General features: G+C 70.3%; 23 protein-coding genes. 6 read left to right on the forward strand and 17 right to left on the reverse strand.

The genetic code is table 11. The features are described 5' to 3' along the window. Window positions 1-761: 761 nt before the first annotated feature. A complete protein-coding gene (locus Cco03nite_RS27170) occupies window positions 762-1367 on the forward strand; it encodes a hypothetical protein (protein ID WP_239167699.1) in 606 nt (201 codons plus the stop codon). Window positions 1368-1553: 186 nt separating this feature from the next. On the opposite strand, the gene Cco03nite_RS27175 is transcribed toward Cco03nite_RS27170, so the two are convergent. Together Cco03nite_RS27175 and Cco03nite_RS27180 are read right to left on the reverse strand one after the other, a co-directional pair. Beyond that, complete coding sequence (locus tag Cco03nite_RS27175) at window positions 1554-2537, reverse strand: D-alanine--D-alanine ligase family protein (protein WP_203695053.1); 984 nt, start codon at window positions 2535-2537, stop codon at window positions 1554-1556. A 7-nt stretch (window positions 2538-2544) separates the two neighbouring features. Continuing rightward, window positions 2545-3807 carry an aminotransferase-like domain-containing protein gene (locus Cco03nite_RS27180; protein ID WP_239167703.1) on the reverse strand — a complete coding sequence of 421 codons (1263 nt, stop codon included), beginning with the start codon at window positions 3805-3807 and terminating at the stop codon, window positions 2545-2547. 265 nt (window positions 3808-4072) lie between these two features. Here Cco03nite_RS27180 and Cco03nite_RS27185 point away from each other — a divergent pair, with 265 nt between their 5' ends. Further along, on the forward strand, window positions 4073-4744 hold the full coding sequence (locus Cco03nite_RS27185; protein WP_203695055.1) for a GNAT family N-acetyltransferase: 672 nt from the start codon (window positions 4073-4075) through the stop codon (window positions 4742-4744). A 12-nt stretch (window positions 4745-4756) separates the two neighbouring features. On the opposite strand, the gene Cco03nite_RS27190 is transcribed toward Cco03nite_RS27185, so the two are convergent. The 7 genes from Cco03nite_RS27190 to Cco03nite_RS27220 form a co-directional block, all read right to left on the reverse strand. Next, window positions 4757-6040 (reverse strand): DUF2786 domain-containing protein, encoded by a 1284-nt coding sequence (locus tag Cco03nite_RS27190; RefSeq protein ID WP_203695056.1) that lies wholly within the window; start codon window positions 6038-6040, stop codon window positions 4757-4759. Window positions 6041-6045: 5 nt separating this feature from the next. Next, window positions 6046-7200, reverse strand: coding sequence for an N-acetylmuramoyl-L-alanine amidase (locus Cco03nite_RS27195; protein ID WP_203695057.1), 1155 nt, complete (start codon window positions 7198-7200; stop codon window positions 6046-6048). A 195-nt stretch (window positions 7201-7395) separates the two neighbouring features. Continuing rightward, window positions 7396-7719, reverse strand: a complete 324-nt coding sequence (gene trxA / locus Cco03nite_RS27200) for a thioredoxin (protein WP_203695058.1) — start codon at window positions 7717-7719, stop codon at window positions 7396-7398. Between the two features lie 110 nt (window positions 7720-7829). Further along, window positions 7830-8753 (reverse strand): thioredoxin-disulfide reductase, encoded by a 924-nt coding sequence (gene trxB / locus Cco03nite_RS27205; protein ID WP_203695059.1) that lies wholly within the window; start codon window positions 8751-8753, stop codon window positions 7830-7832. Between the two features lie 118 nt (window positions 8754-8871). Further along, the gene (locus Cco03nite_RS27210) at window positions 8872-9717 is read right to left on the reverse strand and encodes an RsmA family anti-sigma factor (protein WP_203695060.1); all 846 of its coding nucleotides are present in this window, start codon (window positions 9715-9717) and stop codon (window positions 8872-8874) included. Beyond that, complete coding sequence (sigM, locus tag Cco03nite_RS27215; RefSeq protein ID WP_203695061.1) at window positions 9717-10355, reverse strand: RNA polymerase sigma factor SigM; 639 nt, start codon at window positions 10353-10355, stop codon at window positions 9717-9719. The genes Cco03nite_RS27210 and sigM overlap by 1 nt, the downstream gene beginning before the upstream one ends. After that, window positions 10352-11935, reverse strand: coding sequence for a protein kinase family protein (locus tag Cco03nite_RS27220; RefSeq protein ID WP_373314338.1), 1584 nt, complete (start codon window positions 11933-11935; stop codon window positions 10352-10354). Before Cco03nite_RS27220 ends, sigM begins: the two co-directional genes overlap by 4 nt. Before the next feature lie 230 nt (window positions 11936-12165). Here Cco03nite_RS27220 and Cco03nite_RS27225 point away from each other — a divergent pair, with 230 nt between their 5' ends. After that, window positions 12166-13683, forward strand: a complete 1518-nt coding sequence (locus Cco03nite_RS27225; RefSeq protein ID WP_203695063.1) for a helicase HerA-like domain-containing protein — start codon at window positions 12166-12168, stop codon at window positions 13681-13683. Window positions 13684-13764: 81 nt separating this feature from the next. Here the strand turns inward: Cco03nite_RS27225 and murJ are convergent, their stop codons facing one another. After that, a complete protein-coding gene (gene murJ / locus Cco03nite_RS27230) occupies window positions 13765-15501 on the reverse strand; it encodes a murein biosynthesis integral membrane protein MurJ (RefSeq protein WP_203695064.1) in 1737 nt (578 codons plus the stop codon). Window positions 15502-15559: 58 nt separating this feature from the next. Between murJ and Cco03nite_RS27235 the strand changes: the two genes are divergently transcribed. Next, complete coding sequence (locus Cco03nite_RS27235; RefSeq protein WP_203695065.1) at window positions 15560-17002, forward strand: CCA tRNA nucleotidyltransferase; 1443 nt, start codon at window positions 15560-15562, stop codon at window positions 17000-17002. 87 nt (window positions 17003-17089) lie between these two features. On the opposite strand, the gene Cco03nite_RS27240 is transcribed toward Cco03nite_RS27235, so the two are convergent. Continuing rightward, window positions 17090-18457 (reverse strand): MFS transporter, encoded by a 1368-nt coding sequence (locus tag Cco03nite_RS27240; RefSeq protein ID WP_203695066.1) that lies wholly within the window; start codon window positions 18455-18457, stop codon window positions 17090-17092. A gap of 142 nt (window positions 18458-18599) precedes the next feature. Further along, entirely contained in the window at window positions 18600-20078 is a 1479-nt protein-coding gene (locus Cco03nite_RS27245) for a flotillin family protein (protein ID WP_203695067.1), read from the reverse strand. Between the two features lie 120 nt (window positions 20079-20198). Here Cco03nite_RS27245 and Cco03nite_RS27250 point away from each other — a divergent pair, with 120 nt between their 5' ends. Next, window positions 20199-21407, forward strand: a complete 1209-nt coding sequence (locus Cco03nite_RS27250; protein ID WP_203695068.1) for an RNA-guided endonuclease InsQ/TnpB family protein — start codon at window positions 20199-20201, stop codon at window positions 21405-21407. Window positions 21408-21433: 26 nt separating this feature from the next. Here the strand turns inward: Cco03nite_RS27250 and Cco03nite_RS27255 are convergent, their stop codons facing one another. The 5 genes from Cco03nite_RS27255 to Cco03nite_RS27275 all read right to left on the reverse strand — a co-directional run bounded on the left by Cco03nite_RS27255 (window position 21434) and on the right by Cco03nite_RS27275 (window position 25005). After that, window positions 21434-21937, reverse strand: coding sequence for an NfeD family protein (locus Cco03nite_RS27255; RefSeq protein WP_239167700.1), 504 nt, complete (start codon window positions 21935-21937; stop codon window positions 21434-21436). A gap of 39 nt (window positions 21938-21976) precedes the next feature. Continuing rightward, complete coding sequence (locus tag Cco03nite_RS27260; RefSeq protein WP_203695070.1) at window positions 21977-22474, reverse strand: DUF6584 family protein; 498 nt, start codon at window positions 22472-22474, stop codon at window positions 21977-21979. 83 nt (window positions 22475-22557) lie between these two features. Beyond that, window positions 22558-23025: a DUF6584 family protein gene (locus Cco03nite_RS27265; RefSeq protein WP_203695071.1), complete on the reverse strand. Its 468-nt coding sequence runs from the start codon at window positions 23023-23025 to the stop codon at window positions 22558-22560. 196 nt (window positions 23026-23221) lie between these two features. After that, window positions 23222-24295, reverse strand: a complete 1074-nt coding sequence (locus Cco03nite_RS27270; protein WP_203695072.1) for an inositol-3-phosphate synthase — start codon at window positions 24293-24295, stop codon at window positions 23222-23224. Window positions 24296-24351: 56 nt separating this feature from the next. Further along, window positions 24352-25005, reverse strand: a complete 654-nt coding sequence (locus tag Cco03nite_RS27275; RefSeq protein ID WP_308440459.1) for a PadR family transcriptional regulator — start codon at window positions 25003-25005, stop codon at window positions 24352-24354. A gap of 215 nt (window positions 25006-25220) precedes the next feature. Between Cco03nite_RS27275 and Cco03nite_RS27280 the strand changes: the two genes are divergently transcribed. Continuing rightward, window positions 25221-25688 (forward strand): DUF5318 family protein, encoded by a 468-nt coding sequence (locus tag Cco03nite_RS27280; RefSeq protein WP_203695073.1) that lies wholly within the window; start codon window positions 25221-25223, stop codon window positions 25686-25688. Window positions 25689-25723: the final 35 nt, after the last annotated feature.

Here is a 25723-nt window from a genome sequence, read left to right on the forward strand (position 1 = left end):
CGAGTGCGCCAGACAGTTCGTGGCCGACGGCTGGCGCATGGTTCGACCACCCTCGCCGCGTCTCGGCCTGCGGAACGGAAAGCCGGACCTGGCGGTGTACCCGAACCTGAGCCGGATGCCCAGGCCCACGTCCGGGATCTTGTGACCAGGCGAACCAGATCCGACCTGTCACCGGTCAAGCCGACTGAGCACGACCGGCGATCGTGGCGCACCGGCTGCGGCCTGAGCTTCCGGGGCGGACAGGCCGGCACCCTTCTCCGGCCTGTTGCTTGAGCGGCAGGGCATCCCCGTCCGGCAGCGTCGGCCAGGCGGCTTGCCCGCTGGGCCAGGTCCGTAGGGACAGCCGGTGGTCTGTACACAGGTCACCTGGGTTATCCACAACCCGCATGCCCAAGGTCAACGATCTCCACTGCCCCGCCGAAGTGCGAGGAAGGTCACGTATCCGCTGTCCACAGCCTTGGACTGTCCTCTTTCCACAGCCGGAGCCCGGTTATCCACAGGCCATGTTTCACGTGAAACCACCGCCACGAACCTGTCGAATCCGAGTGCTGCCAACGGGATCAGCACGTGAACAGACCTGCCGTCGCTCTGCGCACTCAGAAGGTGACGGGGGTAACGATGCCAGATTCCACAGGGAGGTCCCCGCCTATCCACAAAGTTATCCACAGGCACCCTGTGGGCTGTGGTTTCACGTGAAACCGGCCTTCGGGAATCCACAGCCGGGGGGAGACAGGACCGCCTGGCTGGGCTAGATTCTGCAGGTGGCCGATATCCCCATGCCCCTTCCCGGCTTCACTGCGTGGCCCTCATTCCCATTCGAGGGCGACTTCAAGATCAAGCATCTTGACCCGCCGGTAGAGACCGAACCCGCCCGCAAGGGCGAGGACTCGGCCGACTGCACGGCGTGCACCGCACCCGATGACGCGTACATCTGGGTGAACGAGCGCTGGCGCGTACGCACCATGGACCGGCCCACGGGCCTGCCGATGGTGCTGATGCTGGAGCCTCGGTCCCACCTCGATCTGGGCGATCTGCCGAACCTGCTCGCCGCCGAACTCGGCGTCATGACGGTGCGGCTTGAGCGGGCCATCCGTTCACTGGACAACGTGGCCCGGGTCCACGTCTACCGGTGGGGTGACGGGGCCGCGCACCTCCACGTGTGGTTCATGGCTCGCCCGGTCGGGCAGCTGCAGCTGCGTGGCACGTTCCTGCCGCTGTGGGACGACATCCTGCCGCCGATCCCCGAGGATCAGTGGCGGGAGAGCCTGGCCCACGTCGCGGCGTGGTTGGCAGAGTTCGGCGGCACACCGCTGGCGCAGCCACCGCGCATCGACTGGCAGGCGCCGGCGAAACTGACCGACTCCTGACAGGCTCGGGCACCTCGCCGGCAGTCGCGCAGACCCGAGCGGTGAAGCCGGCAGCGGGATCCGCCGACAGCCCGGCGATACCGAGTGACAACGGCGAGAGACAGACACCTCAAGCCAACGACATAACGCGAAGCGCCCAGGTTCCCGAGGAACCTGGGCGCTTCGCCGTGCAGCTGTGCGTGCCGGTCAGCCGGCGGGGCGGGTGGCGGCCCGCATGACCAGGCGGGTGATCACCTCGCCGAGGTCGAGTCCGCCGGCCTGCACCGCCATCGGCAGCAGGGACGTCTCGGTCATGCCCGGTGAGACGTTGACCTCCAGGACCGTGCACTCCCCCGCCGGGGTCACGATCAGGTCGACGCGGGACATGTCGCGCAGGCCCAGTGCCTGGTGTGCGGCCAGCGCCGTCTTGACCACCTGCGCGCTCGTCTCCGCCGACAACCGGGCCGGTGCGTGCCAGGTGGTGAGGCCGGCCGTGTAGCGGGCCGCGTAGTCGTACACGCCGTTGCTGGGCACGATCTCGACGGGCGGCAGCGCGAACGGACCCTCACCGAGGTCGAGGATGGACACCGCCACGTCGACTCCCTCGACATAGCGCTCCACCAGGGCGGTCTGGTCGTACGCGAAGCACCCGACCATCGCGGCCGGCAGCGCGGAGGCGTCCCGGACCACCGCGGCGCCCAGGCCGGACCCGCCCTGGGCGGGTTTGACCATCAGCGGCAGTCCGAGCCGGTCGACGATGCGCTCCAGCACGGCGACGGCACCGAGTTCGGAGAACCGGTCGTGCGGCAGGGCGACCCACTCGGGGGTGGGGATGCCGTACTCGACGAAGACCGCCTTCGCGGAGGGCTTGTCCCAGGCGAGCCGGGACGAGCGCGCGTCGGGGCCGACGTAGGGCACGCCGCACAGGTCGAGCACCCCGCGCAGCGAGCCGTCCTCGCCGGTGGAGCCGTGCAGGGCGATGAACACCGCGTCCGGCGGGTCGGACTTCAGTGCGGGTAGCAGGGCGATGTCGGCGTCGAGCATGTCCGCTTCGACGCCGACGGCGCGCAGGGCGTCCAGGACCCGGCGGCCGGAACGCAGTGAGACGTCACGTTCGTAGGACAGGCCGCCCGCCAGCACCAGGCAGCGGAGGTCGGCTCGGACGGCAGGCGAGGTGGACGGTGCGGTCACCCTCGAATCATGCCAAGTCGGGACCGGGTGCGTGCGCGCCGGGCCGCGGCAGCTCGGTCACCGCGTCCAGCGGCCCGGTGTCGCCGAACACGGCCCGCGTGGCCAGCTCCTGCTCGACCACGCCGGCGAGGCGGCGCACACCCTCCCGGATGCGCTCCGGCGGCGGGAACGAGAAGTTCAGCCGCAGGTGCTGCTGCCCGGTGCCGTCGGCGTAGAAGCCGGTGCCGGGCACGTACGCGACGCGCGCGGCGATGGCGCGGGGCACCATGGCCTTGGAGTTGAGACCGGCGGGCAGGGTCGCCCACACGAACAGGCCGCCCGCGGGGTGGGTCCAGGTGGTGCCCTCGGGCATCAGGTCGGACAGCGCGGTCAGCAGCGTGTCGCGGCGCTCGGCGTAGATCTGCTGGTACGTCTTGAGCTGCTGGCGCCAGGGCATGGTGGACAGGTAGGTGCTCACCACGGACTGGGCGAAGTTGCTCGGGCACAGGATGTTCGCCTCGGTGGCGATCACCAGCTTGTCGCGTACCGCATGGGGGGCGAGGATCCAGCCCACCCGCAGGCCCGGCGCGAAGGTCTTGGAGAACGTGCTCAGGTAGAAGACCCCGTCGCGGCGGCGGGCGCGCAGCGGCCGCGGCGCCTCACCCTCGAAACCGAGCCGGCCGTACGGGTCGTCCTCGATGACCAGCAGCCCGGCCCGCTCGCAGATGTCGAGGACCTGCTCGCGGCGCTCCTCGGACAGGGTCACGCCGGCCGGGTTCTGGTAGGTCGGGATCGTGTAGAGGAACTTGACGCGGCGGCCGAGCCGGCGCTGCTCCTCGATGGCGACCTCCAGCGCGGCCGGGATGAGGCCGTCGTGGTCCATCGGCACGTGCACGACCTGGGCCTGCGCCGCCTGGAAGACGCCGAGCGCGCCGACGTAGGTGGGGCCCTCGGCGAGCACGACGTCGCCGGGGTCGAGGAAGAGCCGGGCGATCAGGTCGAGGGCCTGCTGGCCGCCGATGGTGACGACGACGTCGTCGGGTGACGCGCCGACCGAGGCGTCGATGCCGACGTCGGCCATCAGCGCGCAGATCTGCTCGCGCAGCTCGGGCATGCCCTGGCCGAGGCCGTACTGCAGCGCGCTGGCGCCCTGCTTGGCGACGAGCTCGCCGATGACCTCTCCGACCGCGTCGAGCGGCAGCGCGGAGATGTATGGCATACCCCCGGCGAGTGACACCACCTCGGGGCGGTTCGCCACGGCGAAGAGTGCTCGAATCTCCGAGGCGGTCATCCCGATGATGCGCTGCGCGTACCGATCGGTGTAGTCGTCGAGCGTCGTGCCCGTCTCCGCCACGGTCCCTCCCCGGCTGGACAAACAGTTGGTCATCGAATCGTACGCTGGGTCATGTGGGTCTTGAACCGACATTCGGTCGAATCCATCCAACGGGATAGGGTGCAGGAAGGCCGTAATCGGGCGTAAAGTCAATGGGTTGGCTCGGTGGCGGGCTAATTTTCGGCGCACGCGGCTCTGCCGCGGTAAGAGCACGGAGCTGCTCATGTCACGCAGAGTGGTGAATCTGACGCTGGACACCCTGGAGGACCTGCCCAAGGGTTGTCGCAACTGCGTGTTCTGGGAGCTTGATCCCGTTTCCGGGGAGCGGGCGTGTGCCAACGGCGACCCGGGCTTGGAGAAGGAGGCGTGGGTCTCGCAGACCCTGCTGGAGTGGGGCTCCTGCGGCAAGATCGCATACGTCGACGGCATGCCCGCCGCGTTCGTGCTCTACGCCCCGCCGATGTACGTCCCCCGCGGCAACGCCTTCCCCACCTCGCCGGTCTCCCCCGACGCCGTCCAGCTGATGACCGCGCATGTGGTCGCCGCGTTCGCGGGTGGCGGGCTGGGTCGGGTGCTGATCCAGTCGGTGGCCCGCGACCTCACCAAGCGCGGCATCCGCGCCATCGAGGCGTTCGGTGACGCCAAGTTCGGCGAGCACTCCGACGACGAGGACACGAAGCAGTTCAGCTGCCTCGCCCCGGCCGACTTCTTCCTCGCCGTGGGCTTCAAGACGGTGCGCCCGCACCCGCGCTTCCCCCGGCTGCGTATGGAGCTGCGGACCGCGCTGTCGTGGAAGTCCGACGTGGAGTACGCGCTGGAGAAGTTGCTCGGCTCGATGAGCCCGGAGCTGCTGCGGCCCGGAGTGCGTCCGGCGGTGCGCAGCACCACCAACTGACCGGCCGGCGCGTCACCGCGCGGTGGGCTCCGGCAGCCGTTGCCGGACCGCGAGTTCGGCACGGTCCGCAGCGGCCCGGCCGGAGGCCCAGCCCGCCGCGTTGGCCACCCGCGAGGTCCGGCTGACCCGGTGCGGGAACAGCTCCTCGAACGCGGCGTCCACGGCCTCGGAACGCGCGGCGAGCACGGGCACCAGGTCGGTGCCCGCGGACAGTTCCGCGTCGACCTCCTCGCGGACCTCGGTGAGTCGCTCGCCGATGCGCTGGGCGTACGCGCTGAGGAACGCCTGCCGGAACGAGCGCACGTCGTTGCGGCCGTACCGGTCGGCGCGTGGGTTCGCCACCGTCATCGCCTGCACGGCCTGCACCAGCAGCGAGGTGTAGAGCAGCTCCACGGCGTCCAGGTCGGGTTCGAAACCGACGACGGTGCTCAGCCCGAGGTCCTTGTAGTTCAGCGCGCGGCAGCGGTTGGCGTCGGCGACGACCTGCAGCAGCATCGCCTTGGGCCCCTCGTAGGGGTTGGCGATGACGATGCGCCGGGTGGCCGGTCCGTCGCCCGCCCCCGTCGCGGCGTCGATCAGCGCGTGGTCGATGCTGTGCCGGGCCATCAGCTGCTGCGCCTTGGCGGTGAACGCCTCGGCCTCCTCCGGGAAGCCGGTGGACTCCGCTTTAGCCAGCAATGCCCTAATTCGGTCGAGCATGCGCTGGTCGGTGGATTTGCCCGTTCCCGAGCCGGTCCGACGCGGTGGGATGGGCGAACCGGGCGCGTGCCCGGCCGGCTCCATCGGCGGCAGTTCCTGGTAGAGCCAGCGCATGAGCTCGAACGCGCCGCCTAGCACCTTCTCCCGGACGAGCCCGTGCCGCTCGCCGAACTGGGCCAGCTGACCGGTGTCGCCTGTCCACCACACGGTCGCGTCGAGGGTGGCCAGCTCAGCCGACCAGCGCCCGTCGACGGTCGCCGGGTCGTGGACGCGCATCCGGCCGGCGATCACATCGCACAGCAGCTGCGACATCCAGCCCGCGGCGGCCTTCGGGGCCCCGGCGCGGGCGGCGAAGCGGCGCAGCGCGTGGTCCAGCTCCACGGGCCGCCAGTGCCGGTCCCAGGCGTGCTGCACCGCCTGCTCCAGCGCGTACGACACGGCCGCGTCGACGGCCGCAGGGTCGAGGGTGCTGGCGTACACCTGGTCGGAGACCGTGCGGCAGCGCCGGGGGTCACGCTGCAGCAGCGCGGCGGTGATCTCGGACAGCATCCGGTCGGCGTACCGGCGGGCCTCGCCGGAGGTGGGGGTGGTCGGCACGGGGATCAGCTCGGCAGGGCCAGGCGCAGCGCGCTCACGTCGATGGTGCCGGTCTTCACGTCGATCTCGACCGGGTAGTACATGCGCTGCACGGCGGCGACGATCGCCTCCACCACGCGCTCGCGGAACATCGGGTCGATCAGCTGCGCGCGGTCCTTCGGGGAGGTCAGGTAACCGACGTCGACGCGTACCGCGGGCATGCGGGTGTAGCGCAGCAGTTCCCAGGTCTTGGCGTGGGTGTGGCAGTTGCGCAGCCCGGTGCGGGCTACGATCTCCCGCTGGACAAGGCCGGCCAGCCGCTCCCCCATCGTCGAGGTGACACCGTTCGAGGTGCCGTAGTGGTAGGTGGCGACCCCGTCGGCCTGCGGGTTGTGGTGGCCGTCGATGTGCAGCGAGATCAGCAGGTCGGCGGCGAGGTCGTTGGCCAGCTGCGCGCGGTCCAGGTCGCTGGGCGCCTCGATCGGCAGCGGGCCGCGGGTCAGGTGCACCCGCATGCCGGCCGCGGCGAGCCGGCCCTCCAGCCGGGTGGCGAGGTCGTACGACAGGTCGGACTCGGTCCAGCGCAGCGGGCCGTCGGGCACCACCACGCCGGGGTCGGAGCCGCCGTGCCCCGGGTCGACGATGATCTGCCGCCCGACCAGGCTGGGCCCGGTCTGCCGGAAGGTCACCTCCTCGCGCAGCTTCAGCGGGGAGCCGCCGACCACCTTGCGCCCGAGCCGCCGCAGCATGTGCAGGGTCTGCGGGCCGCAGGTGCCGTCGGGGGTGAGGCCCATCTCGCGCTGGAACGCCGACAGGCCCCGCGCGGTACGCGGCCCGTACACGCCGTCGGTGCGGCCGACGTCGTAGCCCATCTCCAGCAGCCGCTCCTGCAGCTGGCGTACGTCGTCGCCGCGCAGCGGGTCGGAGACGCTGAAGTAGAGCGTGCGGGCGCCCAGGGTCCACCGCGCGGCGTCCAGGGCGCGCCACGTCTCCGCACCCACCTCGCCGTCCACGGACAGCCCACGGTCCTGCTGGAAAGCGCGGACGGCGCGCTCCACGGCCGGGTTGAAGTGGTCCGCCTCGGCCGGGTCGGCCGGGGCCTCCAGCAGCCCCAACGCGACCAGGATCGACCTGATCTCGGTGACGGCCGGGCCGCGCTCACCGCGCTTGATGGCTCGCACAGCGGACCTCCTGGTAAACCTCACAAATGCCACCGGAGCCTATCGCGCCGCGCGGGCCGGTAGGGATCTCGAACCTGTAGTCGTTCCGACGCGCCGCCCGGCCCGCCGGACCATGACCATGTTCCACGGTGCGCGGCCGGACAAACCCGTGGGGCCCCGAGCCGCAGCTCGAAGCCCCACGGGGTTCGCGCAGAATCAGAGCGCCGTCTCGATGAGCCGGAGGATGTCGCCCTTGGGCTTGGCGCCCGCGACCGACTGCACCGGCCGCCCGCCCTTGAACACGGTCAGGGTCGGCACCGACATGACGCGGTAGGCCCGCGCGGTCTCCGGGTTGGCGTCGATGTCCAGCTTGACGATGGTGACCTGGTCGGCCATCTCGCCGGCGATCTCCTCCAGCACGGGCGCCACCTTGCGGCACGGCTGGCACCACTCGGCCCAGAAGTCCACCAGCACCGGCTTGTCGGACTGCAGTACGTCACTGACGAACGTCGCGTCGGTGACCGCCTTCGCGGATCCCATTCGGGTCACTCCTATCTCAGATCTTTCCGTCTGCTGTCCCGCACGACCGGCGTGGGCCAGACCGTGGTTTCACGCACTGGTGAGCGAGACTGTGTTGCCTGTTCTCGGCCCTAATGAGCCAAGAACCGCTCCGCGTCCAACGCCGCGGTGCAGCCCGTGCCGGCTGCGGTGATGGCCTGACGGTAGGTGTGGTCGACCAGGTCGCCCGCGGCGAAGACACCCGGGATGTCGGTACGGGTGCTCGGCGCGTCGACCTTCACGTAACCCTCGTCGTCCAGCTCGACCTGGCCGCGGAACATGTCGCTGCGCGGGTCGTGGCCGATGGCGACGAACACGCCGGTCGCCGCGATCTCCCGGGACTCGCCGGTGATCACGTTGTGCACGCGGATGCCGGAGACCTTGCCGTCGGTGCCGAGTACCTCGTCGATCACGGTGTTCCACTCGACCGAGATCTTCTCGTTGGCCAGGGCGCGTTCCGCCATGATCTTGCTGGCGCGGAACTCGTCGCGGCGGTGGATGATCGTGACGTGCTCGGCGAAACGGGTGAGGAACGTCGCCTCCTCCATCGCCGAGTCGCCGCCGCCGACGACCACGATGCGCTGGCCCTTGAAGAAGAAGCCGTCACAGGTGGCGCAGGAGGACACGCCGTGGCCGAGCAGCTCCTGCTCGCCCGGCACGCCCAGCGGGCGCCAGGCCGAGCCGGTGGTGAGGATGACCGCGCGGGCACGGTACTCCTGGTCGCCGACCCATACGCTCTTGACGTCGCCGGCCAGCTCGACGCGGGTGGCGTTGTCGGTGATGAACTCGGTGCCGAAGCGCTCGGCCTGCTTGCGCATCTGGTCCATCAGCTCGGGACCCATGACCCCGTCCGGGAAGCCGGGGAAGTTCTCCACCTCGGTGGTGGTCATCAGCGCTCCGCCTGACTCGACGCCCTCGATGAGCAGGGGCTTCAAGTTGGCCCGAGCAGCGTAGACGGCCGCGGTGTACCCGGCCGGACCCGAGCCGACAATGATCAGGTTTCGGACGTTCTCCACGAGACGCGCTCCCTTGGGTCGACACGAACTGTTCGCGCCGTACTTGTCGCTGGCTGAAACGCCATCGTACGGAGCGGACATTCCATTACGGCCCCAGCGGTGGGTCAGCTCACTGTGTCTAGTTGCGGGGCGTGCGGAACAGCTCGTCAGGACCCGGCTGGCCGCACTGCGGACCCGCCACGAACCACCAGCCGCCGGTGGCCGTGTCGACCATCACGATGAGCGCGGGACGGCCCTCGAAGCGGGCGAAGTCGGCCCCGGCGATCGTGCCCGGCAGCACCGTACGGATGGCCGCGAAGCAGCTCGTGAGCGCATCGCCGGAGCCGCTGAGGCGGCTCAGGTCGGTCGCCGCGGCCATCTCGCTGCCGTCGAACGTGCGTACGGGCTCGGAGCTGGGCGCGGACTTCTGCGACATGCCGTTACCGCTGGTCAACGACTGGCGGCGGTAGTCGTTGCCGCTGGCGGTGACCGGGACGCCGCCGTCGGGCGCCACGGCGATCGCGGGAGCGTTCTCCGCGGTGCCGCTCGCCATGTCTTCCCGTGACGTGGTGAGCGGGCCGAGCGGCAGCACGATGCCCGCCAGCGCGAGCACGCCGGCGGCGACCGCGACCGGGGCGGCCCAGCGTCGCCAGCCGCGGCGGGCGGGGCGGGAGCCCGGGACGTCCCGGCTCAGCGTCCGCTCCCCCACCGCGGGGCGCGGCGGGACGGGCCGGGAGGCGGTGAACTCCGGGGAGGCCAGCAGGGCGTCGAAACGTGCGGCGATGTCGTCGGGCATCGGCTCCGGGGCCGCCCCGAGAGCCGTCAGGTCCGCGTCGACGAGGGCCAGCGCGGTCGTCAGGTCGGCGGCTGCGGAGCGCCACTCGGGGTCGTCGGCGACGAGCCGCGCGACTCGCTCGTGCTCCGGGGTGCCGTCCAGCGCACCGCCGACGTAGTCGGCCAGCAAGTCGAGATCAACTGCGCTCATCAGAGCCCCCCTCCCGGTGTGACGTCCTGTGCTCGTGTCCCTCCGACGTCAGGGGAGTCGCCGAGGTTGCGCAGGTGCCCCAACATCACAGCGAGCCGGGCCCGGCCCCGTGAGCAGCGGCTCTTGATGGTGCCCTCGGCCACTCCCATCAGCTGCGCGACCTCGGCCACCGAGTAGCCCTGCAGGTCCACCAGCACCAGGGCGGCGCGCTGGTCGTACGGCAGCTCGGCCAGCGCGGACCGGACCACCATCGCGGTGTCGTGGTCGGTGCTGGGTGCGGCCGGCTCGTTGCGGGCGGGGGCGTGCCGGTCGTCGTCGTCCGCGCCGGCCTGGCCGGGCAGCGGCACGGTCAGGTGCGCCTGGCGGCGGCGCAGCCGGTCGACGCAGGCGTTCACGACGATGCGGTGCAGCCAGGTGGTGACCGCCGCCTCGCCGCGGAAGCGGGCCGCGGCGCGGTGCGCCGACAGCATCGCCTCCTGCAACGCGTCGGCGGCGTCCTCGCGGTCGTTGGTGGTGCGCAGCGCGACCGCCCAGAGCCGGTCGCGGTGGCGGCGGAACAGCACCCCGAAGGCGTCGGGCTCGCCGGCGGCATGGGCCGCCAGCAGCTCCTCGTCCGTGCGGGGGTCCTGCCCGGTCACTGCACCTCTACCGCTATCTCCTGCACGCCGACACGGTAGGGGTAGTCCGACTCGTTGGGGTCACGCGGCAGATCGGTGATCCAGACCAGCAGGTACTGGTACTGCGTGGAGGCGTCGGTGGAGAACACCATGGTGGTGCCCGAGTCCTTGCCGAAGGCCTGCGATCCGGCCACCTGCTGGTAGGTGTCGACGATGGTCTTGTCGCCGGCCCTCGAATCCGGTGCGGCGGCGGAGCCGCCCAGCAGCGTGGCCGAAGCGCCGGGTGCGGAGAGCTCGAGCGTGACGCTGGACACGACCTGCGGCTTGTCCAGCGTGATCAGGATGCCGATGCCCTTCTTGGCGGTGTTGCCGAAGTTCGACTTCGTGTACCCGGTCGTCTGCCACAGCGTCTTCGGGTTGCCGTCGACCATGTTCGAGGCTTGCTTCTCGTTGTCGCGGTCCTTGACCGGGGCGACGATGCGTACCTGATCGTTGCGCAGCTTGATCGCTTGCGGCTGGGGCGCGGGGGTGGCGCTGACCTCGACGGCGACGTTGGGCGACGGTGCCGTGGACGGCTCGGTCGCGTCGGCGTTGAGCGCCCGTACGGCGAGCACCAGGCCGGAGACGACCAGCGCCAGGGCGACGCCGCCGGCGACCATCAGGCGCGGGGTGGCAGCCCGTGGGGCCGGCTCGGGCGCGGCGGTCTCGTCGGCGAAGCGCAGGGTGCCGTTGCCGCCGAAGAGCAGCCGCTCGCCGGTGTCCAGGCGGGCCAGCTCGCCGGTGAGCACCTGCGCGGTGGGCAGGGCCAGCTTCGGGTCCAGCAGGTCCATGACGAGGTCGTCGAGGTAGGTCGGCACGCCGGCGCGCACGTTGCGGGGCGCGACCAGGCTGCCGGTGCTGTCGCGGCGCGCGTCGGGCAGCGCGGTGGCGCGGCCCGCCTCGGCCCGCGGCCAGTGGCCGGTGAGCATGAAGTAGGCCAGCGCGCCGAGGCTGCGTACGTCGGCCTCGTTGCTGGTCGTCGAGTCGACCCGGGCGTCGGCCAGCACGACCCGCCCGTCGGCGGCGACCAGGACCGTGCCGGGGTGCACGTTGCCGTGCGCCATGCCGCTGGCGTGCAGCGCGGACACCGCGTCGGCGACCGCGTGCAGCACGGAGGTGGTGCGCTCGGCGTCGAACGGGCCCTCCTCGGCGACCAGGTCGCGCAGCGCGGTGCCGTCGATCCACTCGCGGATGACGTAGGCCCGCTCGCCCTCGTCGATCGCGTCGTAGACGCCGATCAGGTTGCCGTGCACGACGCGGCTGGCGGTCACGGCGGCGGAGAGCATCTCCTCGGCGGAGGCCCCACCCGGCGTACGCAGCACCAGCGCGACCGGGCGGCGCAGCACGATGTCAACCCCGCGCCAGACCTGGCGGCCCGCGCTGTCGTCGTTGATGTGCTCCTCGAGGCGGTAGCGCTCGGCCAGCACATCGCCGACCGCAAGCTCGCCCAGAGCTCCGGCAGCGGACCCGGCCGCGCGTGGACCCTCGCCGACCTGGGTCACCCCGTCCTCCCTCATCAAGCAGTCGCTCTCTATCAGCTCGGCGTGGCGTCGATCAGCCATTCGGCGCGTGTCGAAGCCGTCGCATTGTTGTCCGCTATCTAGAGAGCCTAGGCGCTCCGCTCGGTTGCCGAGTGCGACCTTACAGCTATCCGACGAATCGGCGCATCGGCAAGGGGCCGGTTCCGGGACTCGAACGTATATCAGTCGCCGGTTCGGATACTTCGTGCGCGTGACCCAGAATAGTTACGCTTCCTCCATATCGGGCAAATTATCTCAAGGGGACCTATCTCATGGTGGACGCGGCGGCGACAAAGGCGGGCTACACCTTCGACGGCCCGGCGCTCGACCTGGGCGCGCTGGTCGGCGGCGGCGGCAAGGCCGACCCGGACTACCCGATCGGGGTCCCGCTGGCCATGCTCAACCGGCACGGCCTGGTGGCGGGCGCCACGGGCACCGGCAAGACCAAGACCCTGCAGGTGATGGCCGAGCAGCTGTCCGCGGCCGGGGTGCCGGTCTTCCTCGCCGACATCAAGGGCGACGTCAGCGGTATGGCCGCCCCGGCCGTGCCCGGCGAGCGCATCACCGAACGCATGGCCGAACTCGGCCAGCCCTGGACCCCGACGGCGTACCCCTGCGAGTTCCTCACCCTCGGCGGCAAGGGCGTCGGTGTGCCGGTGCGTGCCAGCATCACCGATTTCGGGCCCCTGCTGCTGGCCAAGGTCATGGACCTGACCGAGGTGCAGACGTCCTCGCTCAACCTGGTCTTCCACTTCGCCGACGCGAAGGGCCTACCCCTCGTCGACGTCAAGGACCTGCGCGCGGTGATCCAGTACCTGGTCTCCGAGGAGGGCGCGGCCGAGCTGAAGGCGCTGGGCGGGCTGTCCAAGCAGACCGCCGGAGTGCTGCTGCGCGAGCTGATCTCGTTCAGCGACGCCGGAGCCGACGCGTTCTTCGGCGAACCCGAGTTCGCCACCACGGACCTGCTCCGCAACGCCCCCGACGGGCGGGGCATGGTCACCATCCTGGAGCTGCCCGGGGTGGTCGCCCAGCCCGCGCTGTTCTCCTCGTTCCTGATGTGGCTGCTCGCGGACCTCTACCAGGAGCTGCCCGAGGTCGGCGACCCCGACAAGCCCAAGCTCGTGTTCTTCTTCGACGAGGCGCACCTGCTGTTCAAGGACGCCTCCAAGGCCTTCCTGGAGTCGATCACGCAGACGGTGCGGCTGATCCGGTCCAAGGGCGTCGGGGTCTTCTTCGTCACGCAGACCCCCAAGGACGTGCACGCCGACGTGCTCGCCCAGTTGGGCAGCCGGGTCCAGCACGCGCTGCGGGCGTACACCCCCGACGACGCGAAGGCGCTGAAGGCGACGGTCTCCACGTTCCCGAAGTCGGGCTACGACCTGGAGGAGGTGCTGACCCAGCTCGGCACGGGCGAGGCGATCGTGACCGTGCTGAACGAGAAGGGCTCCCCGACCCCGGTCGCGTGGACCCGGCTGCGGGCGCCCCAGTCGCTGATGGCGGCCGTCGAGCCCGCCGTGATGGCGGCGCTGGTCGCCGGATCGCCGCTGGGCGCGAAGTACCACCAGCCGGTGGACCGCGAATCGGCGTACGAGATGCTGGCCGCCCGGCTCGCGCCGCCACCGGCCGCGCCCGTGCCGCCCCGGCAGGCACCCGCTCCCCCGCCCCCGGCCGAGCCGAACCTCGCCCAGCAGATCCTCGGCTCCAAGACCACCAAGCGCCTGCTCACCACGGCCGCTGCCGCAGCCGGCACCGCCATCATCCGCTCCATCTTCGGCACCCGCCGCCGCTGACGCCCGCCGCCTGCCGCGCGCACCGGCCGCGTTGCTGCGGTTTCTGGGAAACCGCGGCCTCGTGCGAGCTGGTGTGACGGGTCAGCGGCCGATCTTGCGGCGGACCATGCCGACGACGTCCTGAACCTCGCTCACCTTCAGGACGAGGGCGGCCGCGCCGTAGACGCCGCAGATCACGAGACCGCCCGCGACCAGGGTCACCCACGCGGTGAAGGAGCTGACCGAAGACTGGGTCGCCCCCATGAACAGCAGCTTGACCGTCCCGTAACCGGCCCCGGCGGCGACCAGCGCGGCCACCGCGACCTTGCCGAGGGTGATCGAGATCCGGCGCAGGCCGATCAGTCCGATCCTGCGCTTGAGCAGCGTGGCCGACAGGATCGCGGCGAAGACGTACGAGGCGGCGTTGCCGACCATCATGCCGACCGCGGTGGTGGCGGCCGCGAACGCGACCCACCAGCCCAGCTGGATGGACAGCCGCAGCGTGATCACCGGCAGGTTGAGCAGCGCCGGGGTGCGGGTGTCCTGCATCGAGTAGTAGCTGAAGTTGAACAGCTGGCTGATCGCGAACGGCAGCAGCGCGAGCCCGGCCATGGCGAGCACGGGCGCGGTCTCGATCGACGCGGTCCGGTCGACCTGGCCGCGCTCGAACAGCGCGATGGCGATCGGCAGGGCCAGCACCAGGTAGGTGACCGCGATCGGGGCCAGCACCACGGAGACCATGCGGATGCCGCGGCTCAGGTCGGCTGCGATGTCCCCGGCCCGGCCGTCGGCCGCCGCGGCGCTCATCCGGGGCAGCAGCGCCGTGATGATCGAGACCGCCACGATGCCGTGCGCCATCATCATCAGCAGGAAGACGTTGTTGTAGATGATCGGGCCGGGGCCGTCGTCCTGGGTCCGGTTCAGCAGGTTGAACATGACCAGCAGCGCGAGCTGGTTGACGATGACGTAGCAGAACATCCAGCCGCCGACGCGGCCGAGGCTGCGCAGGCCGAGCTTGGCGAAGTCGAACCGCCAGCGCCAGCGGAAACCCACTCCGCGCAGCGCGGGCATCAGCCCGATGGCCTGGACCACGATGCCGAGCAGCACGCCGCCGCCGAGCAGCAGGATCTGCCCCCGGGTGACCTCGGCGGCGTTCTTGACCGGGTCGCCGTGGTAGATCGTCAGGAAGACGACGCCGGTGCCGATCACCACGAGGTTGTTCAGAATCGGGGTCCACATGGGCGGGGCGAACCGCCCGCGGGTGTTCAGCACCGCGCTGCACAGGCCGGTCAGGCCGTAGAAGAAGATCGTCGGCAGCATCAGGTACGACAGCGAGGTGATCAGGTCCTGGTAGGCCTGGGGGGTGCCGCTCGCGTACGCCAGGGCCAGCAGGGGCGCGCAGATCACGGCGAGCACCGTGGTGATGCCGAGCACGATCACGGTCAGCGTGAGCAGCCGCTGGGTGAAGGCCTGTCCCCGGTCGGCGTCGTTCTTGCGGGCGCGGACCAGCATCGGCACCAGCACGCTGGACAGGATGCCGCCCAGCAGCAGCTCGTAGATCATTCCCGGGAAGATCTGCGCGGTCGTGTACGCGTCGCCCAGGGCGTACGTGCCCACGGCGGCCACCATCACGGCCGTACGCAGGAAGCCCGTGCCCCGGCTGACCAGCGAGCCGACGGCCATCATGGCCGAGTTGCCCGCCGCGCCCCGGTGCTCGTCCTCGAACGAGGGCTCGGCCGCGACCTCGATCTCCTCGGCGGGCAGCGCCGTCCCCACCACGCGCGGGATGACGGTGGTGTGGTCCTCGTCGACCGGGGGCAGACGATCGGGGGCTGTCATGGGATGCACCATACCTGCGAACGGCCCTGGCCAGCCTCCCCAGTACGCTGGATGATCGATGTCGCCCTCACCTGAACTCACCACCGTCCAGCGCAACGCCGTCACCGAGCTGTTGCGCGTCTCACCCGTCGCCGACGAACTGGGCCGCCGGTTCGCCAAGGCCGGGTTCGAGCTGCACCTCGTCGGCGGATCCGTGCGCGATGCGCTGCTCGGCCGCCTCGGCGACGATCTCGACTTCTGCACCGACGCCCGCCCCGAGGACACCCTCAAGATCGTGAAGGGCTGGGCCGAGGCGATCTGGGAGACCGGGCGCGAGTTCGGCACCATCGGGCTGCAGCGCGGCGGGCTCCGCCTGGAGATCACCACGTACCGGGCCGAGTCCTACGACGGGGTGAGCCGCAACCCGCAGGTCCAGTACGGCGACAACCTGCACGACGACCTCGTGCGGCGCGACTTCACGGTCAACGCGATGGCGGTCAGCCTGCCCGGGCACGGGTTCGCCGACCCGTTCGGCGGCCTGGCCGACCTGGCGGCGCGGGTGATCCGCACCCCCGGCACCCCGGCCCAGTCGTTCGGCGACGACCCGCTGCGCATGCTGCGCGCCGCCCGGTTCGCCGCCCAGCTGCGCTTCGCCGTCGATCCGGCCGTGGTCACCGCCATGGAGCACATGGCCGCGGACCTGGACCGGATCACCGCCGAGCGCATCCGGGACGAGTTCTCCAAGCTGCTGTGCGGCGCCGACCCGGTCACCGGGCTGCGGCTGCTGGTCGACACCGGCCTGGCCGACCGCTTCCTGCCCGAGCTGGCCGGCCTCAAGCTGGAGATCGACGAGCACGCCCAGCACAAGGACGTGTACGAGCACACCCTCAAGGTGGTCAGCAACGCCGTCGGCTTCGACTCCGCCGACGGCGGCCCCGACCTGGTCCTGCGCCTGGCCGCGCTGCTGCACGACATCGGCAAGCCGGCCACCAAGGCGGTCGGCGGCGACGGGGGCGTCAGCTTCCACCACCACGAGATGGTCGGCGCGCGCATGGCCAAGTCGCGGCTGAAGCTGCTCAAGTACCCCAAGGACGTGATCTCGCCGGTGGTCGCGCTGGTCGGACTGCACCTGCGCTTCTACGGATACGGCCGCGGCGAGTGGACCGACTCGGCGGTGCGCCGCTACGTCACCGACGCCGGGGACCAGCTCGCCCGCCTGCACAAGCTCACCCGCTCCGACTGCACCACCCGCAACAAGCGCAAGGCCGCCCTGCTGGCCGCGGACTACGACGCGCTGGAAGTGCGCATCGCCCGTATCCAGGAGGAGGAGGACCTGGCCCGGGTCCGGCCGGACCTCGACGGGAACGCGATCATGGAGCTGCTCGGCATCCCCGCCGGCCCGATCGTCGGCCGCGCCTGGAAGCACCTCAAGGAACTGCGCTTGGAACGCGGCCCCCTCGACCGCGACGAGGCCGAGGCCGAACTCCAGCGCTGGGCCCGCACCGAGGGCCTCATCCCCTGACCGTGGGGCTCCAAGATCGTCCGACTTGCCAGGCACCCGTGCGTATCTTGAGCGCGCTTTCGCCCACTTGCCTGGCAAGTCCAACGATCATGGACGCGTGGCGGCGTCCCGTGCGGCGCCGGCCGTCGCGAACCAGTACCAGACCGCCAGGAGCACGAACGCCGTTGCGGTGATCACCAGGCCGAGCGCGGACTTGCCGTTCGGGGGCAGGGTCAGCGCCGCGGTGAACAGGCCCGTCACGAAGCACAGATTGAACGCGGTGTCGTTGACGCTGAAGATGCGGCCGCGGTACTCGTCGAGGCACTCGCGCTGGATGGTCGCGTCCACGATGATCTTCATGCTCTGCGAGGCGACGTTCACCAGGAACACCGCGACCAGCAGCAGCGGCGCGATGAACGGCAGCCCGAAGACCAGCACCACCACGCCGACGGCGGCGACCACACCGCTCAGCCAGCGCCGGGCGTCCCACCAGCGCACCGCGAGCGGGGTGATCACGGCGGCAAGCGCCGCACCGGCCGCGCCCGAGAGCACCACCAGCCCCAACTGCCCCATCGACGTCGCGGCACCGGACACCTGCGCGGCCCGGCTGCCGTTCTGCCCGAAGTAGCGGCTGTAGAGGAGCAGCACCGCGAGCGTGAGCACGCCGTAGAGGAAGCGGTAGGACGACTGCAGGATCATGATGCGCAGTGCCTTGCGCCGCTCCGCAAGGTGGCGTGCACCGCTGATCATGCCGCGAAACACCTGCACCACGGCCTCGCCGAGTCTCGTGGTGGGCCGCTCGTGTGCCAGCGGGCCCAGCTCGTCACGGCTGAACAGGCGCCGAGCGAGCAGTCCGGAGACCAGGTAACCGACGGCCGCGGTGGCCGCGATGGCGCCGTACCCGTGCCGGTCCGTGCCGACCACCCGCAGCGCGACCACGGACGCCGCGGTGAACAGGCCCACCGAGTAGCAGATCGTGCCGAGCGTGGAGGCCAGCGCGTTCGCCGGGACGAGCTTGCGCTCCTCCACCACGTGCGGCAGGGACGCCGACAGGCCGGCCAGGAAGAACCGGTTGATCGCGATGACGATGAGCGCGCAGACCGCGAACGCCAGGCCCTGCGCACCGGACCACAGCAGCGCCGCCGCGGGCAGCACCATCGCGGCGCGAGCCAGGTTGGCGGTGGACAGCGACGCCCGGCGGTCCCACCGGTCCAGCAGCACGCCGACGTACGGGCCGAGCAGCGAGTACGGCAGCAGCAGGATGGCGAAGCCGGCCGCGATGGCGACCGGGCTGGACTGCCGGTCGGGGTTGAACAGCAGCGACCCGGCCAGCCCGGCCTGGAACCAGCCGTCGGCGATCTGGCTGGTCAGCCTGACCCCGAGCAGCCGCCGGAACGGGGCCCCGGCCAGGATCGCGCGGGAGGTCGCGGCGACCTTCGGCGTCGGCACGGTGTTCGGCATCACGGGGTGCGGCACGTCACCACCCTACGTGGCGCGGGGGGTCCGTACATGAACGCTGCGGGCGTTCCGGTCATCCACGACCGGAACGCCCGCAGCGGTGATGCGTCTCGCGAACGCGGCGGGCGTCCCGGTCACCGGAACACCCGCCGCGGATGGATCACTCCTTGGTGTTCGTCGCGCCGGTCACCCGGGCGAGCAGCGCCGGCAGGTCGATACCGGTCAGGTCGTTGCCCAGCTGCAGGCCCTGGGCCACGTTCGTGGCCACGGACTTGGTCAGCGAGCTCGCGCCGTCGGTGGAGATGACGGTCATCTTGTCGATCGCGCCCATCGGGGCGGACGCCGCGGCGACGACCTGCGGCAGCACCTTGACCAGCAGGTCGAGCACGGCGGCCTCGCCGTACTGGGCGAACGCCTCAGCCTTGAGGCGCATCGCCTCGGCCTCGGACTGGCCCTTGGCCAGGATGGCGGCCGCCTCGGCGGTGCCTTCGCGCTCGACCGCGTCGGCGATGGCGGTACGCCGCCGCTGCTCGGCCTCACCCTCCTTGGCGCCCTCGATCGCGTTCGCCTCGGCGAGCGCGGCGCGGCGGGCCCGCTCGCCCTCACCGGTCAGGCGGGACTGCTCGGCGTTGGCCTGCGCGGCGGCGATGGTCGCCTGGCGGGCCGCGTCGGCGGCGAGCACCCGGGCGTTGCGGTCGGCCTCGGCCTCCTGCTCGACCTTGTACCGCGCCGCGTCGGCGGGCTTGCGCACCTCGGTGTCGAGCTGGCGCTGCTTGAGCTCGGCGTTCTGCTCGGCTACCTTGCGCTGCTCGGCGATGATCACCTGCTGGCGCTCGGCCTCGGCCAGCGGACCGGCCGCGGCGGAGACGGCCTTGGCGGCGTCGATCTCGGCCTGGATGCCGGCCTGCTTGAGGGCCAGGTTGCGCTGCGCCTCGGCGATGGACTCCTCGGACTTGAGCCGGGCCTGCTCGGCCTCCTGGCGGGCGTTGGCCTCGGCGATGGCCGCGTCCTTGAGCACCCGGGCGGCCTCGGGGCGGCCCAGGTCCTGCAGGTAGGAGCCCTCGGCGAGGATGTCCTGCAGCTGGAACGTGTCGAGCACCAGGCCCTGGTTCGTCATCGAGTGCTCCGCCTCCTCCGCGACGGCGGAGGCGAAGGCGGCCCGGTCCCGGATGATCTCCTCGATCGTCAGCCGGCCCACGATGGAGCGCAGCGCACCGGCCAGCACCTCGCGGGTGAACTCCTCGATCTCGGACTGCTGGTGCAGGAAGCGCTGGGCGGCCGCGCGGATGGCGTCCTCGGTGCCGCCGACCTTCACGATCGCGACGCCCTGCAGGTTGGCCCGGATGCCCTGCTTGCTGACCGCGCCGGTGATCTCGACGTGGATGCGGCGGCTCGACAGGTCGAGGACCTGCAGCTTCTGCACGACCGGCAGCACGAACACCGAGGCGCCCATGACGACCTTCTGACCCGACAGGTCGGTGGAGCGCGCGCCGTCGGCGGTTTCGGTGACCCGGCCCTTGCGGCCGGTCACGATGAAGGCCTCGTTCGGGCCGGCCACCTTGATCCGGGACAGCACGAAGAGGATGAGCAGGAGCACGAGCAGCACGCCGCCCGCGATCGCAATGGTGAGGGCTGTCATTCAGAACCTTTCGAAGAAACCCTTGGTCTTAGCCGTGGGTAGGGAGTGGAACCTCTGTAGAACAGGTCTGGGATAGGCGATTCACCGTGAGAGCGGATGGTCTCCACAGCTTCGGCATATATGGTGATCGACGTGTTCGAGACAGTGCGCTACACCTACCGCCTGCGGCCCGGCCGTACCGCAGAGGCAGCGCTGCTCGACGAGTGGGGCCGCTGCCGGTGGCTGTGGAACGAGGCCGTCCACCAGCAGCGGACCGGCCGCAAGCCGACATTCGGCACACTGTCGAAGATGCTGACCGAGGCCCGGAGCCGTAACGCCTGGCTGCGCGCCGGTTCCCAGGTCGCCCAGCAGCAGAGCCTGCGTACCTATGCCATCGCCCTGGATCATTCGTTCAAGGTCAAAGGCCGGGGCCGGCCGAAGGTCAAGCGCCTCAAGGACGCGCCGGCGAGCCTGGAATACACCACCCGGGGCTTTCGGATCAAGGCCGGGGTCCTGTGCCTTCCCGGCAAGGTCACCGTTCCGGTCGTCTGGTCCAGGGAACTGCCGTCCGAGCCGACCAGCGTTCGCGTCTACCGGGACAACCTCGGCCACTGGTACGCCTCGTTCGTGGTCCGCCGTGCCCGTGCCGACACACCCGAAGCGGATCTGCCTGCCATCGGCGTGGACTGGGGCGTGAAGACCACCGCCACGACCACCGACCCCGCCTTCGACCTGCCACACCTCGGGCACCGCAAGCGCTGCGCCGCCGAACGTGGCAAGGCCCAGCGCAAAATGGCGCGCCGTCGCCCGCCGAAGGGGCAGCCCCCGTCGAAGGGTTACCTGAGCGCGAAGCGGCTGGCCGCCCGGATCGAGAAGAAAGCCGCCCGGCAGAACACCCACGACGCCCGCGTCTGGGCCAAGAGCATCACCGACCATCACGCCCTGATCGCCGTCGAGGACTTCAAGCCGAAGTTCCTGGCCAAAACCCGGATGGCCCGAAAGGCGGCCGACGCCGCGATCGGCGCATGCAAACGGGAACTGATCGACCGTGGTACGCGGGCGGGCCGGAAGGTGGTGCTGGTGCCGCCCGCCTACACCACGATGACCTGCTCCGAGTGCGGCGCGAGAGCCAACCTCCGCCTCGGATTGGGTGTCCGCATCTTCGAATGCGCGGCCTGCGGGTACACCGCCGACCGCGATCTCAACGCCGCGAGGACGATCCTCGCCACGGCTGAACGCAACCGTGCCGGTGCCGACGACATCAGACATACGATCGCCTCCTTCCGGGACGGTGGATCGGATGCGGTCCGAGCTGGGAATCCCCCGAATTCATCCGTGGGGAGCCGTTAATGCCTTCCTTCTGCCAAGGAGAGGAGCTACTGCTCCGGGACTTCTTGCACGATCACGCTGGTGTCGCTGACGGCGGACGTGACGACGACCTTGGTTCCCAGCGGCACGGGGCGCTCGGCGCGGGCGGACAGCTTCACGGGCTGCCCGCCGATGCGCACGCGGACCTCGCCGAAGCCGCCGGCAGGGATGGGGGTGACCACCACACCCCGGGTGCCGACCAGGTCGGCGCGGGTCGGGGTGGCGTCCGTCCGCATGTTCGACATGCGTTTTACCAGGTAGCTGGCCAGTAGGGCCAGGGGTATCGCGGCGACTATCGCGATGAACACCACCGCGGCGATGCCCAGGGCGTCGCCGGTGAGCTCGTTCACGACGGCGGCGCTGAAGCCGAAGCCGCCGATCAGTGACGCGACGAGTTCCGTGGAGACGAAACCGTCGCCGAGGTCGAGGAGGTCACCACCGAGGACGGCGACCGCCGCGATGACGATGCCGAGTGCCCCGATGATCAGAAAGACCAGTGTCGCCGTACCCACGCCGGGAACCGTAGCGACCTCGGGCAACAACCGGATCGGTCACTCGGCCACCCAGCTGAGGACCTTGAAGGCACCGATGCCGGCCAGCACCAGGGCGAGGCCGATGACCAGGAAGGTGAACAGGCACGGCACCACCACGCCGCGCTTCTTCGTGGGCGCCCGATACGACCCGGCCCATTGCGTCGGCTTGCCCGAGCGCTCCGCCTCGTCGGCGAGCTGCACCAGGCGCTGGGTCGCGGTCGCGGACAGGTGCACGGTGTCGCCCTGGAAGTGCAGCAGCCGCAATCGCTGCCACGGATCGGGGTTGGCCTTGGCGAACGCCGTCAGCTCGGCGTCGCGCACCTCGTCGGTGAGAAAGCCCCACCGGCCGGCCTCCACCGGATTACCGGTCTGCCGGTAGATGGAGGACAGTAGTGCGCGGATCTCGACGTCGTCGGGAAGGACGGCCAGCAGGGTCCGTAGACGCTGCACAGCCAGATGGGTATGCCCGGCCGCGAGATCGGCGCGCACCCGGGCGAGTACGTCCGCCTTTGCCACGCCCTGATCCTTATGGACCGGTGGCATGTCACGCCAGGGGCAATTATAACGGCCGGGTCACAGATCAATACCGAGGTTCGGCGCTAGAAGATCCAGTCCAGCGCGGTCCGGGCACCGATGACCACCAATGTGGACAGTGCCACCAGTGCCGCGACGGCGGCCGAGGTCTGCAGACGGGATCCTCGGCGGGGGTTCGGCTTCGGCGACTGTGCCGAAGCGGCGGCGGCCAGCAGCGGTGCCAGCCGTACGCGGGAGATGTCGGTCGGCGCGGGTGCGCCGGTCGGCCAGCGGAGTGCGTCGAGGCGACGGTGTGCCGGGTAGCGGGCCTCGAATGCCTCGAGTTCCTCGGGTTCGGCGATGTCGTCCAGGTATGACCAGCGGCCGGCCTCGACGGCGTTGCCGGTGGCCCGGTAGATCGCGGCGAGCCTGCGCCGCAGATCCAGGTCGGTGGGATGCGCGGCGACCAGGCTGTGCATGCGCTGGATCGCCGGGTAGGTATGGCCACGTGACAGGTCCGTGGTCACCCGATCCATCAGATCTGACTTACCCATGTCCCCACTATGCATATCAGCGGGCCGAGGGTCCATACACCGAGCGTGCCGTAAAGCTGCGCGTCAGCGGCCTATTAGTACAGACGATGGCCTATCTACCGCGTGACGTACGTCAATTTCCGCAGTAGACAGGCCATGATCAGATGAATGAGTGGGCCCGCTCACACTTTTCAAGAGCGGGCCCGAAATAAACGATTTACACCGTGCCCTTGATGAAGTTCTCGACCGACTCGTGGGCGTCGTGGTCGTTGTACTGCACCGGCGGCGACTTCATGAAGTAGCTTGAAGCGGACAGCACCGGGCCACCGATCTTGCGGTCCAGCGCGATCTTCGCGGCCCGCACCGCGTCGATGATGACGCCGGCCGAGTTCGGCGAGTCCCACACCTCGAGCTTGAGCTCGGCGTTGAGCGGGGTGTCACCGAACGAGCGGCCCTCCAGGCGGATGTAGGCCCACTTGCGGTCGTCGAGCCACGGCACGTGGTCCGACGGGCCGATGTGCACATCGCTCTTGGACATCTCGTGCGGGATCTGGGACGTCACCGACTGGGTCTTCGAGATCTTCTTGGAGATCAGGCGGTTGCGCTCCAGCATGTTCATGAAGTCCATGTTGCCGCCGAAGTTGAGCTGGTACGTGCGCAGCAGCTCCACGCCGCGGTCCTCGAACAGCTTCGCCAGGGCGCGGTGCACGATGGTGGCGCCGACCTGGCTCTTGATGTCGTCGCCGACGATCGGCAGGCCCGCGTCCTCGAACTTCTTGGCCCACGCCGGGTCGGAGGCGATGAAGACCGGCAGCGCGTTCACGAAGGCGCAGCCCGCGTCGATCGCCGCCTGGGCGTAGAACTTGGCCGCCTGCTCCGAACCGACCGGCAGGTAGCAGACCACCACGTCGACCTGGGCGTCCTTGAGGACCTTGACCACGTCGGCCGGGGTCTCGTCGGACTCCTCGACCATCTCGCGGTAGTACTGGCCCAGGCCGTCCATGGTCGGGCCGCGGTGCACGGTGATGCCGGTGGGCGCCACGTCGCACAGCTTGATGGTGTTGTTCTCGCTGGCCACGATGGCCTCGGCGAGGTCACGGCCGACCTTCTTGGCGTCGACGTCGAACGCGGCGACGAACTCGACGTCGCGGACGTGGTAGCCGCCGAAGTCGACGTGCATCAGGCCGGGAACACGTTCGGACGGATCGGCGTCCCGGTAGTACTCCACGCCCTGGACCAGGGACGAGGCGCAGTTACCGACACCGACGATGGCAACGCGGACGGAGCCCATAGCTCCTGCCTCCTTCTTCTCTTCAGGCGGGCAGCCGGTCGGCCGCGCCGCCCAACTCACTCGGCGGAGTCGTCAGGGCCCGGTCGGGCCGTGAGCGGTCGTGCGGAATCTGTGGTGCGCGGGCTCGGTCGGAGCTCGCCCTCGGCCCCGCGCGGCGGCGGGGTGCGGCCGGAGCGCTCGTTCGCGATGAGCTCCTCCAGCCAGCGGACCTCGCGGTCCGCGGCATCCAGGCCATGGCGCTGCAGCTCCAGGGTGTACGCGTCGAGCCGTTCCGCGGCCCGGGCGAGCACCTCCCGGAAGCCCTCCCGGCGCTCCTCCACCTTGCGGCGGCGGCCCTCCAGGATGCGCAGGCGGATGTCGACGTCGGTGCGGGAGAAGAAGGCGAAGTGCACGCCGAACGCGGCGTCCTCGTATGCCTCCGGCCCCACCTGCGCCAGCAGGTCCTGGAACCGCTCCTTGCCCTCGGCCGTGATCTTGTAGACCACCCTGCCCCGGCGACTGGTCAGCGGCGGTACGTCGGCGTCGCCGGCGGGGGTCTCCCCGGCCTCGGTGATCCAGCCGGCGGTTTGCAGCCGTCGCAGTGTGGGGTAGAGAGAGCCGTAGCTGATCGCCGCGCGGATCGCGCCCAGCTTGGTGCTGAGCTGCTTGCGCAGCTCGTAGCCATGCATCGGGGACTCATGCAGCAGGCCGAGGATGGCCAGGTCGAGCATGTCGGCCACCCCCTCTGATCGGTCTCGCGGTCTGGGTCTTCGTGCGCGATGTATCGCGCCGATACATCGTTACGTTAGAACGGCGTGACGGGTCGAGGCAATACAACGGTGCTGATGATCACCGGAGCGGATGATCATTGAGCGCTCGGCTTGGTGCTGGTCACGCTGTGTGACGGCGGTCGCGGCGCGCCGAACGAGGGGTTACCCTGCTTTTCATGCGCGCGCAGCAACGGGTCTCTGCGTCGCCTCGTGCCGCCCAGCGGCGAGGCGACGGATTCGTTGACTATTCCCTCCAGCGGCGAGCTCTGCTGCGTGAGGTGTACGCGGGAAGGGTGGGCACGTCAGAGGTGTGCGATGCCTCGCCCTACCTGAAGAGCGCGGCTCGTTTCCACGGCGAGGCCACCGAGAACCGGTGCCCCATCTGCCGCCGCGAGTTCGTGATCAACGTGCACTACATCTACGGCGATCAGCTCAAGAACTCCGCGGGTCAGGCGCGCTCCCGCGCCGAGCTCGCGGTGCTGGCCGACACGCTCGGTGAGTTTCAGGTCTACGTGGTCGAGGTGTGCCGCGGCTGTGACTGGAACCACCTCGTGGAGCAGTACCTCCTGGGACGCGCCCACAGGACAGCCCCCCAGCTGTCAGCGGCTGCCGCCACCGCCCCATCCCCGACCGGAACGGTGTGACAGATGACTTCGTACGGCGACCCTCACGCCGGCAA

Origin of the sequence: Catellatospora coxensis (assembly GCF_016862635.1) — a bacterium.
GTDB lineage: Bacteria > Actinomycetota > Actinomycetes > Mycobacteriales > Micromonosporaceae > Catellatospora > Catellatospora coxensis.